The 15,139-nt window shown below is 68.5% G+C and carries 11 protein-coding genes; 7 read left to right on the forward strand and 4 right to left on the reverse strand.

The window, feature by feature from the left end; all coding sequences use genetic code 11:
- Nucleotides 1–107: 107 nt before the first annotated feature.
- Nucleotides 108–1,301: a helix-turn-helix domain-containing protein gene (locus OPU66_RS10440; protein ID WP_498553574.1), complete on the reverse strand. Its 1,194-nt coding sequence runs from the start codon at nucleotides 1,299–1,301 to the stop codon at nucleotides 108–110.
- Between the two features lie 181 nt (nucleotides 1,302–1,482).
- On the opposite strand from OPU66_RS10440, the gene OPU66_RS10445 reads away from it, so the two are divergent.
- Both OPU66_RS10445 and OPU66_RS10450 read left to right on the forward strand, forming a co-directional pair.
- Entirely contained in the window at nucleotides 1,483–1,968 is a 486-nt protein-coding gene (locus OPU66_RS10445; RefSeq protein WP_498553575.1) for a hypothetical protein, read from the forward strand.
- Between the two features lie 6 nt (nucleotides 1,969–1,974).
- Entirely contained in the window at nucleotides 1,975–2,205 is a 231-nt protein-coding gene (locus tag OPU66_RS10450) for a helix-turn-helix domain-containing protein (RefSeq protein WP_498553576.1), read from the forward strand.
- A gap of 44 nt (nucleotides 2,206–2,249) precedes the next feature.
- Here the strand turns inward: OPU66_RS10450 and OPU66_RS10455 are convergent, their stop codons facing one another.
- Nucleotides 2,250–4,748 (reverse strand): TonB-dependent receptor domain-containing protein, encoded by a 2,499-nt coding sequence (locus tag OPU66_RS10455; RefSeq protein WP_498553578.1) that lies wholly within the window; start codon nucleotides 4,746–4,748, stop codon nucleotides 2,250–2,252.
- A 374-nt stretch (nucleotides 4,749–5,122) separates the two neighbouring features.
- Nucleotides 5,123–6,109 (reverse strand): SMP-30/gluconolactonase/LRE family protein, encoded by a 987-nt coding sequence (locus OPU66_RS10460; protein WP_498553579.1) that lies wholly within the window; start codon nucleotides 6,107–6,109, stop codon nucleotides 5,123–5,125.
- A 150-nt stretch (nucleotides 6,110–6,259) separates the two neighbouring features.
- Between OPU66_RS10460 and OPU66_RS10465 the strand changes: the two genes are divergently transcribed.
- From OPU66_RS10465 to OPU66_RS10480, 4 genes are all read left to right on the forward strand, one after another.
- Entirely contained in the window at nucleotides 6,260–7,978 is a 1,719-nt protein-coding gene (locus tag OPU66_RS10465) for a hypothetical protein (protein ID WP_498553580.1), read from the forward strand.
- A 122-nt stretch (nucleotides 7,979–8,100) separates the two neighbouring features.
- Nucleotides 8,101–8,514, forward strand: coding sequence for a hypothetical protein (locus OPU66_RS10470; protein ID WP_498553581.1), 414 nt, complete (start codon nucleotides 8,101–8,103; stop codon nucleotides 8,512–8,514).
- A 143-nt stretch (nucleotides 8,515–8,657) separates the two neighbouring features.
- A complete protein-coding gene (locus tag OPU66_RS10475) occupies nucleotides 8,658–10,781 on the forward strand; it encodes a TonB-dependent receptor family protein (protein ID WP_498553582.1) in 2,124 nt (707 codons plus the stop codon).
- Nucleotides 10,782–10,798: 17 nt separating this feature from the next.
- Nucleotides 10,799–12,361 carry a hypothetical protein gene (locus tag OPU66_RS10480; protein ID WP_498553584.1) on the forward strand — a complete coding sequence of 521 codons (1,563 nt, stop codon included), beginning with the start codon at nucleotides 10,799–10,801 and terminating at the stop codon, nucleotides 12,359–12,361.
- 46 nt (nucleotides 12,362–12,407) lie between these two features.
- Here OPU66_RS10480 and OPU66_RS10485 read toward each other — a convergent pair whose 3' ends face one another.
- Nucleotides 12,408–13,349, reverse strand: coding sequence for a hypothetical protein (locus OPU66_RS10485; protein ID WP_498553585.1), 942 nt, complete (start codon nucleotides 13,347–13,349; stop codon nucleotides 12,408–12,410).
- 245 nt (nucleotides 13,350–13,594) lie between these two features.
- On the opposite strand from OPU66_RS10485, the gene OPU66_RS10490 reads away from it, so the two are divergent.
- Nucleotides 13,595–15,139, forward strand: a 1,545-nt coding sequence (locus OPU66_RS10490; protein WP_498553586.1) for a methyl-accepting chemotaxis protein, incomplete at its 3' end; no start/stop codon positions are given.

The following is a 15,139-nucleotide window of genomic DNA, read 5'->3' on the forward strand; positions in this document are numbered from 1 at the left end:
CCTGCCCGCACGGCCGCGCCCATGTCGTCCAGCCCCATCGGCGTGGACGCCGCACAGGTCCGCGCCGATCGGCCCGGACGCGGACGCCAGCCCCCGGCCGCGTCCCGTCAGCGCGCCTGGCGGCGATAGGCGGAAGGGGTTTCCCCGGTTATGCGGCGAAAGGCGGCGTTGAACGTCGATTTGGCGTTGAAACCGACCTGTTCGGCAATCGCGAGGACATTGTCCTCGCTGGCGGCGAGCGCGCGACACGCGGCCTCGACCCGCCAGCGATTGACGTAATCGTAAAAACTGGTGCCGCCGCGCATGTTGAGCGCCTGGCTGAGATAATGGGGTTTGACGCCGCAGCGATCGGCAAGCGTTTTCAGCGTCAGAAACGGGTCTGCCCAGGGCCGCTCGGCCGCCATCACCGCGTCCAGCCGGTCGAGGATGCGGGCGCAGCTGTCTTCGTCCAGCCCCGACCGGGCATAGGCCCCGGCATCAGCGGCCGCGACCGGCTCGTCCTCGGGGGCGGCAGGTGCGGGCAGCAGCTCGCGCGCCCAGACCGGCACCGGATCGCCCTGTTGCAGGCCGAACAGGGCAAGGCCGATCAGAATGGCGACTTCGACCAGCGCCGCCATGTCGTCGCCGAGCAACGACCAGTCGGCAAACAGCGCAAGCAGGCTGTCGCCCAGCTCGACCGCGAACGCTGCCAGCAGGAACAGCAGAAACCCGTCGAGCCAGCGCAGCTCGACCCCGCTGGTGTTGGACAGCAGCGCCCGCATCAGCCGGCGATGCGCGGCCAGCCGCCGGATGGTCGCCACCGCCGACACGGCCAGCGCCGCCAGCCAGCCGAGCACGAACAGCGTCAGCCCGGCAATCGCCGGCAACAGCCCGTCCGCCGCAGCCGGCAACCGGCCATGGACCAGCAGGTCGTGGCGCACCGCCCCGTCCAGCCGCAGCAACGGCACCAATGCCGCCATGCCGAGCGCCCAGAACAGCATCGGCACGCGCAGCGACCGCCAGCGCAATGCACCGGGGACCAGCGTCGCGCTGCGCACATACAGCCAGGGCGCCAGCGCAAACAGCGGCCAGACCAGCAGCACATAGCCGGCGACCGCGGCATGGCGGGCGGGGCTGGCAAGCGCGAGCGCGGAATCGACCAGATCGAGCGTGAACACCAGCAGCAAAGCCGCCAGCGCCAGCAGCGGCCCGCGTCGCTGGCGGCCCGCCGGACCGATCAGCCGCGCCATGACCAGCGCCAGGCTCAGCCCGCCGCCGCCCGCGCCCATCAGCACGATGATCAGTTCAGGCGTCGCATCCATGACCAGCCAATCCCCGCCCCCAGCCCGGCCAGCGTTCACAAGGCCGGAAGCGGCGTTGCGTCGGCGACATGACAGCACCGTGACACAGTTCCGGACGCGCAGCAGTGTTCGCACCCATGGACTTGACGAGTGGAATCATGTTGTTTATGTTTTACGTAATATATTTTACGAGGAATCCGATATGCTCGCTCTCAATTCACATCCCGCTCCGGACGGGTTCCGCCGGATGACCGGCCTGCTCGACCTGTTGCTGCTGTTTGCCGGCCTGTCCGTGTTCGCCGAGGGGCTGTATCGGCCGCTCAAGCGGCTTGGTGCGGGGCTTTATCTGCGTGAGCCCGGCGTCTGGGCACCGTTCCAGGATGCGGTCGTGCCGGTGCTGCCGGCGATCTTCCTGCTGATCGCATTGTGGCAGAGCCGGCGGCTGTTTGCGCATCTGGCAACGGGCGAGACGCTGAGTGCGGACACGACCCGGGGCGTGCGGCGCAGCGGCGAATGGATCGTCGCGGCGGCGGTGACGGCCGTGATTATCGGCGAGGCCGGCAGCGGCCTTCAGCCGGGATGGGCGCTGCCCATCGTCCTTGCCGCGATTGGGCTGGCGCTGCGCAGCCTTGCGCCGGTTTTCGACCATGCCGCCGCCGTCAAGGCGGACCATGACCAGATCGTCTGATCCGCCATGCCCATTATCGTCACGCTCGATGTCATGCTCGCGCGCCGCAAGGCCAAGGCAAAAGACGTCGCCGCCGCGATTGGCATTGCCGAGACCAACCTGTCACTGCTCAAATCGGGCAAGGTAAAGGGGGTCAGGTTCGACACGCTGGCCGGCCTGTGCCGCGCGCTCGACTGCCAGCCGGGCGATCTGCTGGCTTTCGTGCCCGGCGACGAGGATGCGGGCGACGACGGCTGAGGCGCGGCTGTGGCGGCGGGGCGGCAGGCCGCCCCGCTGCCGGATCAGAAATCGTAGCGCAGCGAGGCCGACACCGTCCGCCCGTTGATCGACCGGCCCCAGCCAATGCCGTTGGCGGGCAGCTGGCTCTGGTTGATGTCGAAAAAGCCCGCCTGATTGAACAGGTTGCTGGCGTTGACCATCAGCTGCACGCGCGCCACCGGCTTGAACAGCGCAAAGGCGTTGACCGTCGTGAAGCCGGGGATGCGCAGGATATTCTCGTCCTGCGCATAGCTGCTGGTGATGGTGACGATGTTCGCGCCGACATTCACCCGGTCGAACTCCAGCTGCGGCATCAGCGTGATCGTCCAGGCGGGCTGGCGACGCGGCTCCTTGCCGGTCAGGCTGGCGTCGAATTTGTCCTCGGTGATCTTGGCGGTCGTGTAGGTCGCGCCGCCGGCGATGCTGAACGGCCCGTGGCGGAAGCTGCCTTCCAGCTCCAGACCATAAGCGCGATAGGTGCGGAAGGTCGCGTTCGCCGAACCGTTGAGGACATTATGGTCATCGGCATAGGCGAGAAACGCCGTGGCGTTCAGGGTCATGTTGGTGCGCCGGAACTTGAACCCGCCTTCGAGCTGGCGGACCTCGTCGACCCGGTCGGCCTTGCTCGGCACGCTGCCGTCTTCGGCGACGGCTGCGGTGAACAGGATCTTGTCGGCATTGGCGCGCCCGCCGCGGCTGTAGCGGGCGAACAGCGCCAGCGGCTCGGACACGCGGTAATTGACCCCGGCCGAATAGCTGAGAAAGCCGTAATCATAATCGACGGGCGCCGGCCGGTCGAACTGCAGGAACCCCACCCGGGTTTCGGGCACGGAAATCGCGCCGTCGCCATTGACGTCGAAACTGGTCAGCCCGACCCGGCCGCCGCCCAGATCGGCCCCGACCAGCGAGCCGCGCACCTGCCCGCGATCGTAACGCAGGCTGCCACCGATCGCGAGCTTGCCGACATGGTAGTTGACCGAGCCATAGGGCGCGAGAATGCTGTAATCGACATCGAAAACACGCCGGAAGCGGCTGCTGTTGCCGCGCGCGAACGAGAAATAGCCCCCCTGGGTCTGGGCGACGCCGCCGGCGCTGGTGATGTCGACCATCGCGGTGCGGCCATTGCCGGCCACGTCGGTCACGATCGAGGAATGCAGCCACTGGGAGAAGAGCTCCTGTTCGGCCGCATAAAGGCCGCCGGTCACGGTCAGCGCGCCGCCACCCATGTTCCACACCCGCGACGCGCGCAGATCGTTGACGAAATAGTCGAGCGACCGCGCCCGGGTCTGCGCCATGAACGACAGCATCAGCAGGCCATTGCCGTTGATCGGCGATCCGGCGGCGATCGGCTGGCCGGCGAGCGGGCCGCTGGCATAGCGCGCGGTCGCCCCGGCACCGCCCAGCTGCGCGGCCAGGCCGTTCACCGTGTTCACCGATGACGGGAACACGCGCAGGAAGTCCCCCGAGTTCGCAGAATAGCGCGCCTTGTTGCTGACGGTGAAGCCGGCAACATCGAACTGCGCCTCCAGCCCGATGGACTTGCTGACCGGGGCCATGCCGGTTTGCGCCGAGAACCGGCGCAGCTGGTTCTGCCCGTCGAGCGTCACGACATCGCCGATGAACGGCGACAGCGTGGCGTCGCTGCGAATGTCGAAGCCGGGAAAATTACGGATCGTCGGATTGTCGTTGGTGCCGGTGATCTGGATCGGATAGGGCGCAAAGGTCGGCGAACGGTCCTGCAGATATTTGGCGTGCAGGCGGATATAGCCGGTGTCGAACTGCTTGGTGACGTTCAGCCGGATCTGGCCGCCCTTATAGCCGGTATAGCCGATGTCGCGCGGCCCTTCGCCCTGGCGGTAAAAGCCGCCGATATGAAAGCGCCAGCCGCCGCCCAGCTGCTCGCCATAGTCGAAATCGATCCGGCGCTCGCCATAATCGATCCCGCTGGTCAGCTGCACCGCGCCGCCGCCGGTCTCACCGGTCTTCGACATCAGGTTGATCAGACCGCCCGGCGAGTTGGACGAAAAGGTGGAGCTGGAGCCGCCCCGGATCGATTCGATCTGGGCGACATTGAAATCGGCGCGGATGAACACATCGGCGGCGAAGTTGAAAAAGTCGCCAAACTCCAGCACCGGCAGCCCGTCTTCCTGAAGCTGCAGATATTTGGCCCCGCCCGACGCCAGCGGCAGGCCGCGCACCGTGTAATTGGCATTGCCTTCGCCCACTGCGGATTCGACGCGCAGGCCGGGGATCGCGCGGATCACATCGGCGAACGGACGCGGCCCGAGCTTCAGGAACTCGCTCGATTTGAACACGCTGGTCGAGGTCGCGCTGTCCAGCCGGTCGCGGCCACGCGCGACGCCGGTCGAAAACACTTCCTGCGCGGGGGCCGCCTGCGCATCGGCCGAGGTATCGGCGGGCGCGTCAGCCGACGCATCGCCAGGCTGGTCGACAGGTTCGCCGGCAAGCACAGGCGTCGCCAGAACCGACGACGCGAGCAGGGCAAAGGCAATGTTTCTCATCTCTCGTCCTAGCGTGATTATGGTTTTATCGACGCATTATAGAGAGCGAGAAGTCTAGCTTATCGACTTCAGATATTTTATTTATGACAAAGCAAATTCAGTAACTTAACTGATGCTCAGTAAAACCCCCTAGGCTCACGCGGCAACCACGTCAGCCCGCGCGATCATCAATATGATTTGTCACGATATCTTATGGTTATGCCCGCACCGCCTGCGCGGGCCAGCGGCTGCCCGCACGATGGCGGAACAGGATGACGGGACTGGATGGTGTGACGGGGAAGCGCCGGGACGGATTCCCCGCCAAGCCGCTCTGGACCTTTGATTTACCGCATTTTCCGGGTCGCCGGGTGTTTCAGCCCGGCTTGAAAAATGCGCTAAAGCCTGACGATCGCGACCGCGTTATTGGGGTTCATCGGCACGATCAGCTGGTTGCGGTCGGGATCGTGGCACATCGACGCCGCGCTGGGGATGTTCCGCGCGATCAGTTCGGCCGGACGGCCCGGGCGCATCCGCTGGATACCGCCTTCGCGCACGCTGCTGATATAGCGGGTGCCATCGGGCAAGATCACCAGCCCGTCATTGCCCGACTGGGCGGCCTGTTCGGTGGCGAGCAGCGTGCCCGACGGGCTGAACGTCATCACATCGCGATTGCCGAGATTGACGACGACGATGTTGCCGGCCGGATCAAGCGCGATGCCGTTGGGCAGCGACAGCGGCGCGCCGTCGACCAGCACGCGCGCACTGCCATCGGGATCGATCCTGTAGACGCGCATCGGCACCCGCCCGTCGGGGCTGCCGGTCTGGGTGGCGTAGATGGTGCCGTCGGCGGCGACCGCGATGTCGTTGAACCAGGGCGAATCCGGCACGCGGATGGCGCGCACCGGCGCGCCGCTGGCGACATCGAACACGCGGATCACCGACACGCGCGGCGCGCCATCGGCGGTGCCGCCATCGCTGTCGGCCAGATAGAGCCGCCCGCCCTGAATGTCGCTGCCGAACGGCTGGTTGAGCACCAGCCCGGCACGGCTGGCCCCGATCCATTTGGCAGTGTGCACCGAGCCATCGGGATTGAGCAGCGAGACAAAGCCGTCATTGGGGGCCTCGGTCTGGGCGGCACCCCGGCTGACCACCATGATCAGCCGGCGGCTGCGGTCATAAATGCAGCTTTCCGCGCTCACGATCGCGCCGAACACGCGCACATTGGCCGACATTGGCTGGTGCCGCCCGTCGACCGTCACGCCAAGCGGCGCCCCGGCCTCGAACACGCCCGGCGGCGGCATATCCTGCGCGCCGGCGAGAGATCCCGCCGCCATGCCGCCGCACAGCATCGCCGCCACCACGCCCGGCCATCGCCGCATCATCCGCCTCCCGCTGTTCTGCCGATGCGCCAAGCCTAGCCGGGGCGGCGCTGCGATCATAGCCCCGCGCGCCTCGCCGCTCCTCCGCACGGCCCTTGCGTGCGGACATTGCCGCCTTAGGATCGCGGCGATAGACAGTGAGGGGGAGAGGGGATGATGCGCGCAATCCGGTTCATGGGGGCGGCGGCGCTCGCCGCGCTGGCGGTGCCGGCTGCGGCCGAGACGTTCCGCGTCACGATCCCCGCCACTGCACCCCAGGCGCGTTATGACGGGCGGCTGATCCTGATCCTGTCGCCGCGCGACACGCCGGAGCCGCGTTTTCAGGTCGCGCCCGGCCATGATGCGCCGCAGGTGATCGGCATGAACGTGAGCGGCGTCGCACGCGGCGGCACCGTCACCCTGACGGCGGACCTGCCCGGCTATCCGGCGCGCAGCCTCGCCGCCGTGCCGGCCGGCGATTATCATGTGCAGGCCGTCCTTCATGTCTATGACCGCTTCAAACGCGGCGATGGCCGCACGGTGCTGCTGCCCGCCGCGCGCGGGGCCGGGCAGAATTGGCGCGAGGAACCGGGCAATATCGTGAGCACGCCCAAGCGCGTGCGGTTCGATCCCGCCCGCCCCGGCCAGATCGACATCGCGCTCGACCGGGTGCTCCCGCCGGTCGCGCCGCCCAAGGACACGCCGTTCATCCGCCATTTCCGGTTCAAAAGCCCCAGCCTCACCCGCTTCTGGGGGCGCGACACCTACATCACCGGCCATGTGCTGGTGCCGCGCGATTTCGACAAGCATCCCGAAGCGCGCTTTCCGCTCGCCATCTTCCATGGCCATTTCCCGGCCGATTTCGGCGGTTTCCGCACCACCCCGCCCGATGCCGACGCGCCGTGCGTGCCCAATGCCCGGTTCGGCGAGCCCTGCTACAACCGCATCGAGCAGCAGGAAGCCTATGATTTCTACAAGAAATGGATCTCGCCCGACTTTCCGCGCATGCTGATCGTCGAGATCGACCATTCCAACCCGTTTTACGACGACAGCTATGCGGTGAACTCGGCCAATCTCGGCCCTTATGGCGATGCCATCACCCATGAATTCCTGCCCGCGCTGGAGGCGAAGTTTCGCGGCATCGGCCAGGGCTGGGCGCGGTTTCTCTATGGCGGGTCGACCGGCGGCTGGTCGGCCATGGCGGCGCAGATCTTCTACCCGCGCGACTATAACGGCGCGTTCATCGGCTGCCCCGACCCGGTCGATTTCCGCCATTACATGGTCACCAACATCTATGAGGAGCGCAACGCCTATTGGCGCGAAGGGCCGTTCGGCCGCGTCGCCAAGCCGGCCAAGCGCAATTATCTCGGCCATGTCGATTACATGGCCGAGGACGAGAACCGGCTCGAATATGTGCTGGGCGACAAAACCCGTTCGGGCGGGCAATGGGATATCTGGGAAGCGGTGTTCTCGCCAATGGGCGCGGACGGCTATCCGCGCCCGCTGGTCGACAAGCTGAGCGGCGCGATCGACCCCGATGTCGCCCGCCACTGGCGCGACAATTACGACCTGACCCATATTCTGGCGCGCGACTGGGCCAAGCTGGCCCCCGATCTTCAGGGCAAGCTGCATGTCTATGTCGGCGACATGGACAATTATTATCTGAACAACGCGGTCTATACACTCGAGCAAGTGCTCAACCGCGCCGATCCGCCCTATCGCGGTGAGGTGCTGTATGGCGACCGCGCCGAGCATTGCTGGAATGGCGATGCCAAGCTGCCCAACGCCGTGTCGCGGCTGCGCTACAACAGCATGTATGTCGACAAGATCCTCGAGCGCATCCGCCAGACCGCGCCGCCGGGGGCCGATCTGACCAGCTGGCGCTATCGCTGAGCGGGGGTTCTTTGCGCGCCTGACGGCGCGGGTCGGTGCCGTGACAAAGCAAAGCCAAATCAAAACCACACCCACGCACCGGAGGTGACAAAGCCGGCAACACCGGCTAGGGCGCGCCGCGCATGACCCGGCTGCGCGCCTTGATTTTCGGCCACAAGGCCCTGGCGATCCTTGCGATCGCGGCGGCGCTTGCCGTCAAGGCGCTGATCCCGACCGGGTTCATGCCCGCGCGCGCCGGCCAGGCGTTCATGATCGAACTGTGCTGGGACGGGGCGAATGATCCCGGCCCCGTGCGAATCGCCCTGCCGATGAAGGGCGATGCCGGTGATCCGGCGGCGCAGGGCGACATGAAGGCAAAATCGGGCTGTCTGTTCGCCAGCCTCGCGATGGCGGCGACCGCCGGGGCCGATGCGCTGTTGCTGGCGGTCGCGCTCGCTTATGTGATGGCGCTGGGGCTACGGCCGGCAGCGCCTTTGCTCCGCCGCCACGGGCCGGGCCTGCGCCCGCCGCTGCGCGGCCCGCCGCTCACCGTCTGATCCGCACCGTTTAACGGCCAGCCCGCGCGCCCCGAGGTGTGCCCGGCCGCGCCGTGCGCCATGCGCCGCGACCGCCAATGCCCCCGGCATCGCCGTCGCCGCCTGCGCGCCTGTTCAGACCGTGATTGCCAGGATTTCGATTGATGACCCGCACCCGGATTCTCGCTGCCGCGCTTGCCGGCACCGCGCTGCTGCCCGCCACCACCGCCTTCGCCCAGGGCATCGGCCAGCGGCAGGACGTGATCGTCGTGACCGCCACCCGCATTGGCACACCCACCGCCCCCTCCCCCGATCAGGCGCGCCGCGCGCTGGAACGCGTGCCCGGCGCGATCGGCTTTGTCGAAGATGAGGTGTTCGCCGATGATTTCGCGCAGAGCATCGGCGACACGCTGGTCCTCACGCCCGGCGTGTTCGCCGACACCAGCGCGCCGCGCGAAAGCCGGCTGTCGATCCGCGGTTCGGGGCTGAACTCGGGCTTTGAACGGCGCGGGCTGACCGTGCTGCGCGACGGCGTGCCGATCAGCCGGGCAAGCGGCAGCACCGAGTTTCAGGAGGTCGATCCGCTCACCATCCGCTATCTGGAGGTGTTCAAAGGCGCCAATGGCCTGCGCTATGGCGCGGCATCGCTGGGCGGGGCGATCAACATCGTCAGCCCGACCGGGCGGACGGCGCGCGCGCCGCTGTCGATGCGCGTCGAGGGCGGCAGCTTCGACACGCTGCGCGGCAATGTGTCGGCGGCAGGGACCAAGGGCGATGCCGATTATTTCGTCGGCCTGACCGGGCTGAGCACCGATGGCTACCGCGTCCACAGCAGCGTGCGCAGCGTCTATGGCCATGCCAATCTGGGCTGGCGGGCAAGCGATGCCGTCGAAACCCGCTTCTACCTGACCGCGCTACGCGACCGGTTCGAGCTGGCGGGATCGCTGCGCCTCGCCGATGCGCTCGCCAATCCGCGCGCCGCCGGGCGGCCGGTGCAGATCGGGCCGTTCTTCCCCGGCGGGCCGGTGCGCGTGCTCGATCCCGGCCCCGTCGCCGATGACTGGGACCGCAACCTGTCGGTGCTGCGCCTGTCCAACCTGACCGCGATCGATCTGGGCGGCACCCGGCTGGAACTGGGCGGCTGGGCGGCGCGGCGCGTGCTCGACCATGCGATCACCCGGCTGGCGGGCATCATCGACCAGAAGGAAACCGAATTCGGGGCCTCGGCGCGGCTGGGCGGCACATTCAGCCTGTCGGGCGGGCTCGACAGCCGCTGGAGCGTCGGCGGCTGGCTGGCCAGCGCCGATAATGCCGCGCGCACCTGGGCCAATGACAGCGGCCGGCGCGGCGCGCTGCGCAACCAGTCGGATCAGGATTCATCGCTGCTGGTCGGCTTTGCCGAGCTTGATCTGGCGGTGATGCGCGGCCTGAACCTGATCGCGGGCGGCCAATATGCGCGCGCGGTGCGCGATGTGACGGCCGAGCTGAACGCGGTCAGCGGCCGGGGCGTTTATGACCAGTTCAACCCGCGCATCGGCCTGATCGCCGATCTGGGCGGCGGCGCGCAGCTGTTCGGCAATATCAGCCGCAGCTTTGAACCGCCAAGCCTTGCCGATCTGACCGCGGGCGGGGCGTTTCCGTTCGCACCGCTCGCGCCGCAGCGGGCGACGACGTTTGAAATCGGCAGCCGCGGCCAGCGCGGGGTGATCGCGTGGGACGTCGCGCTCTACCGCGCCGAGGTCGAGAACGAGTTTCTCGACACCGCGATCAACAATGGCGCATCGTCGGTGACCACCAATGGCAGCCGCACCATCCATCAGGGGCTGGAGGCCGGGATCGACCTGTTCGTCGCCCGCGACTGGCTGGCGGCGCGCGGCCAGTCGCTGCGGCTGAGCACCGCCTACACGTTCAACGATTTCCGCTTCGTCGACGATCCCGTTTATGGCCGCAACCAGCTGGCCGGGGTGCCGCGCCATGTGGTGGTGAGCGAAATCCGCTTCGACGCGCGCGACCGTTTCTATGTGTCGGCCAATCTGCGCTGGATCGTCGATTCGCCCTGGACCGACTATGCCAATACCGAGCGCGCGCCCGGTTACGAGCTGGTCGGGCTGACCGCCGGGGTCGATATCGCGCCCCGGCTGCGGCTGTTCGGATCGGTCGAGAATCTGTTCGACGTCGTCCACATTTCCAACATCGCCACCACCGCCAACCAGCAGCGCGAGCGCGCCGCCGCCTATACGCCGGGTCAGGGCCGGGCGTTTTTCGGCGGCGTGACCGCGCGCTTCTGATCGGGGAGAGCAAGGCCATGGCCCTCAAGCACAGGATCGCCCGGTTCGCGGCGTCCAACCATCGCTGGCTCGCCCGCGCCGGCGCGATCAGCCTGTTCATCTGGGGGCTGTCGGCCCTTGCCCATATCGCGATGGTGCTGGGCGGCCCGCAACAGGCGGTGTTCATGCCGCCGCGCGCGCCGCTCGATCTGCACGGCGCGCGCCCGGTGGCGGAAACGCTTGCCGCCGCCGGGATCGACCGGGCGGCGGTGGTGCGCACCGTTGCCGGCCCCACCGGCACGCTGTGGCAGGTGACGCCTGCGCCGGCAGCGCCCCGGCGCTATTTCGATCCGCGCACCGGCGCGGAACTGCCGGGCCATGACCGCGCGCAGGCGATCTTCATCGCCCGGCATTTCCTGGCCGAACGCCGCCCGGTGGCGGAGATCACGCTCCAGACCGGGTTTGACGGCGATTATCCGTGGGTGAACCGGCTGCTGCCGGTGTGGCGCATCCGCTTTGCCGGGGACGACCGGCTGACCGCCTATGTCCATACCGAAACGTCAAGCCTGGCGGCGGTCAACAACCGCACCAAGACGGCGCTGCAGGCGGTGTTCCGGCTGCTCCACAACTGGGACTGGGTGCCCGCCGGCCTGTCGGTGGTGCGCGTGGCGGTGATCACCGTGCTGGTCGGCGGGCTGGCGGTGCTGGCGGTGACCGGCATGGCGATGCTGGCGACCGTCCGGCGCGGCAAGCGTCCGCCGGGCGCGCGCGGCTGGCACCGGCTGATGGCCTGGGGGCTTGCCCTGCCGCTGTTCCTGTTCACCACCAGCGGCATCTGGCATTTGCTGACCGGGGCCATCGCCCCGCCGGCCAGCCAGATGCGGCTGGCCCCGCCGGTGCAACTGGCCGGCAGCCGCTTCCCGGTCGAGGCGGAGTGGCGGGCGCTGACTGCGGGCCGCGCGGTCGAGCAGCTGTCGCTGGTCGAAGGGCCGGGCGGGCGGGCGCTTTACCGGCTTGGCCTTGCCCGGCCGGGCGGCGGCGGCAGCGCGGACGGCCATGATCACGGCCGGCACCAACAGGCCGCCGCGCCCGCCATTCCCCGCACCCCGGCCGAGCTGCGCGCCGCGCGCTTTGACGGGGTGCAGCCGACCGGCCCGGCGCTCTATATCGATGCCGCCTCGGGCCGGGTCTGGCCGGAGGGCGACCGGGCGCTGGCGCGGATGATCGCCGGGCGGTTCAGCGGCGCGCCCGATAGTGCGATCACCGGCATGACGCTGATCACCCGTTTCGGCCCCGATTATGATTTCCGCAACAAGCGCCTGCCGGTGTGGCGGGTCGATTATGGCGCGCCGGTCAATGCGACGCTGTTCATCGACACCGCGACGGGCGCGCTCGCCGACCGGGTGGCCGACTGGCAAAAGCCCGAGCGGCTGGCGTTCAGCCTCGCGCACAAATGGAACTTCCTGTTCCCGCTCGGCCGCACGGCGATGAATGTCATCGTCGGGCTGGTCGTGCTGCTGCTGATCGCCGGGCTGGCGGTGCCGGGGCTGATCCTCGACGCCAAGGCGCGCAAAGGCGCGCGGAACCGGGCCGCCGGTTAGTGCGGTTTCCAAGTCGCCGGGTAAGTCTACCCGGCTTGAAAATGCTCTAGGGTGCGGGCGGACAGTCGAGCAGGATCTGGCGTGCCGCCTTGTCGAAGGTGATCGACCGGCAGGCGGCAAGCACCGGCCGCGCGATTTCGAGCGTGTAGACCGGCCGCATCTTGCCCGGCCGGTCGGCGGTGACGACGATCTCGGCGGGATCGTCGTCCGGCCCCGGCGGTTCGGGCAGCGCCGCGCCCGCGCCCATCGCGTCGCGCCGGTCGCGCACCCGGACGGCGATTTCGCGCAGCCGGAACGGCCCGATCTCGAGCGGCCGGGCGAGCACGACGCGGCGGACCGGCCGGGTGACGCCCAGCAATATCTCCTCGTCCCACACCTCGTCGGTCACCGTGCCGCCCAGCTCGGCCAGCAGCGCCGCCCCGGTCGCGGCCGAGGCGAGCGGCAGGCGATAATCATGCTCGACCCCGAACGACAGACCGAAGCCCCAACTCCCCTCCGCGCGCCCGTCTCCGCTCCCAGCCCCGCCGCCGCGCGCGACCGGCGTATAGCCGGCGGTGTCGATCGCCCCGGCCAGCGCGAACGCATGGCTGCGCCCGCCGGCCCCGCCCAGCATCACCTCGATCCGCGCCTGCGGAAAGGCGAACGGGCCGATCGTGCCGTCATGCTGGCCATCAAGCCCGTCGAACCAGATCACCCGCCCTTTGGCCGTGCGCCCGCCGACCGCATAGCTGACCGGCCGGTTGCGCCCGTCCATGATGCGCGTGCGGCCGATCTTGAGCGACACCTTGCCCATCAGCCCGGCCGGCTTCAGCCCCAGCCAGGCGACCGTCGCGGCGTTGAGGGTGATGCGGTCGATCGACCCGGTGCGCAGGCCGAGCGCAACCGGCTGCCCCTCGACCAGCGCCGCGAGCGGCCGGTCGGGCGACATGCTGATCAGATCCGCACCCGGAGCGGCGATCATCAGCACGGCAATCGCGGCAACCGGCATAATGCGCCTCCTGCGGCCCGTAACGTCCTGTGGCCCCTATCGCCGCGACGCTCGCATGACCGCCGGGGCACGGGCAAGCCGCCCGCACGGGCTTGCCGCCATGGATGATGCACAGAAGTGATGCCGTCAGCCCCGCTTGACGCAAAAAATCGTCTAAAATGGATGCATCTCGCCCGGTGCGAGCGCGCCGGATCAACGCCGCACCCGACATAGGGGGCGCGGCGCAACAAGGACGTGATGTGGGCATGAACAGTCTTTCGCTGCAAGGGATCCGGCTGGTCGGCGTGCAGGTGCTCGCCGCGCTGTGCGCCGGGCTGGCCGTCGCCACGCTCGGCTCGGCGCTGTTCGTCGGCGGAACCAAGCTCGTTGGGGCGCTGCTGGCGGTCGCGCTGGCCGTCTATCCGGTGATGGCGGCGCTGGGCGGCAGGACCGACGATCAGACGCGGCTGGCGCTGGGGCTGAGCGTGCCCGTCTATCCCGCGCTGCTGCTGTTCGTGTTCGAAGGCTATGCCTGGCAGACCGATCTGCACATGCTGTTCTTTGCCGTGCTCGCCACGGTCACGATCCTGTGCGACTGGCGCGCGATCATCGGCGCGACGCTGGTGGTTGCCGTCCATCATCTGGTGCTCGGCATGGCCGCGCCCGACTGGGTGTTCACCGGCGGCGGCAATATCGGGCGCGTGCTGCTGCATGCGGTGATCCTGCTCGTCGAAACCGGGGTGCTGGTGTGGACGAGCGCGCGGCTTGTCGAGATGTTCGACAAGATCAACCAGGAAAATGCGCTGCGCGAACAGGCGGAACAGGCCGCCGCAGCCCAGCGTGCCCGCGAGGCGGAAACGCAGCGCACGATCCTGGTCGAGCTGGGCACCAGCCTTGCGTCGCTGCGCGATGGCGACCTGACGCGGGCGATCGAACAGGCATTTCCCGAAGGCTATGCGCAGCTGCGCACCGACTTCAACGACGCCCTGGCGAGCCTGCACCAGCTGGTCACCGCGCTGTCGGAAAGCATCAACGCCATCCGCGGCGAATCCGCCGAAATCAGCAAGGCATCGGAAAGCCTTGCCCGCCGCACCGAAGCCAATGCCGCGAGCCTTGAGGAAACCTCGGCCGCCATCGCCCAGATGGACCAGCGGCTGAAGGCGACGGCAGACGCCGCCGGGCGCACCGTCGAACGCGCCGACCAGACGCTGGCGACGGTCGGCGATGGTCGCTCGGTCGCCGATGAGGCAGTGCAGGCGATGACCCGCGTGTCGGACAGCGCCAAGGGCATCGACAGCGTGATCGAAGGCCTCGACAAGATCGCGTTCCAGACCCGCGTTCTGGCGATGAACGCGGCCGTCGAAGCGGGCCGGGCCGGCGAGGCGGGGCGCGGCTTCGCCGTCGTCGCCGATCTCGTCTCCGCACTCGCGATGCGCGCCGAGGAAGAGGCGAAGCGCGCGCGCGACCAGCTGACCGTCACCCAGTCGGAAATCGGCACCGCCGTGCATGCGGTGGAACGGGTCGATGGCGCGCTCCAGAACATTTCGACCGATGTGTCGACGGTGTTCAACCTGCTCGGCGAAATCGCCGCCGACAACCGCTCACAGGCGTCGGCGATCACCGAGATCAATGCCGCGATCCTCGCCATGGATCAGGCGACCCAGCAAAATGCGGCAATGGTCGAGGAAACCTCCGCCGCCGCGCGCAACCTGACCGCCGAGGTCGAAGCGCTGGCCGGTCAGGCCGCGTCGTTCCACACCGGCGATGCGCGCCCCGGCGCCCGGCCCGCCGCGCCCCGCCCGGCACCGGCG

This window comes from Sphingomonas sp. URJC2 (assembly GCF_059803575.1).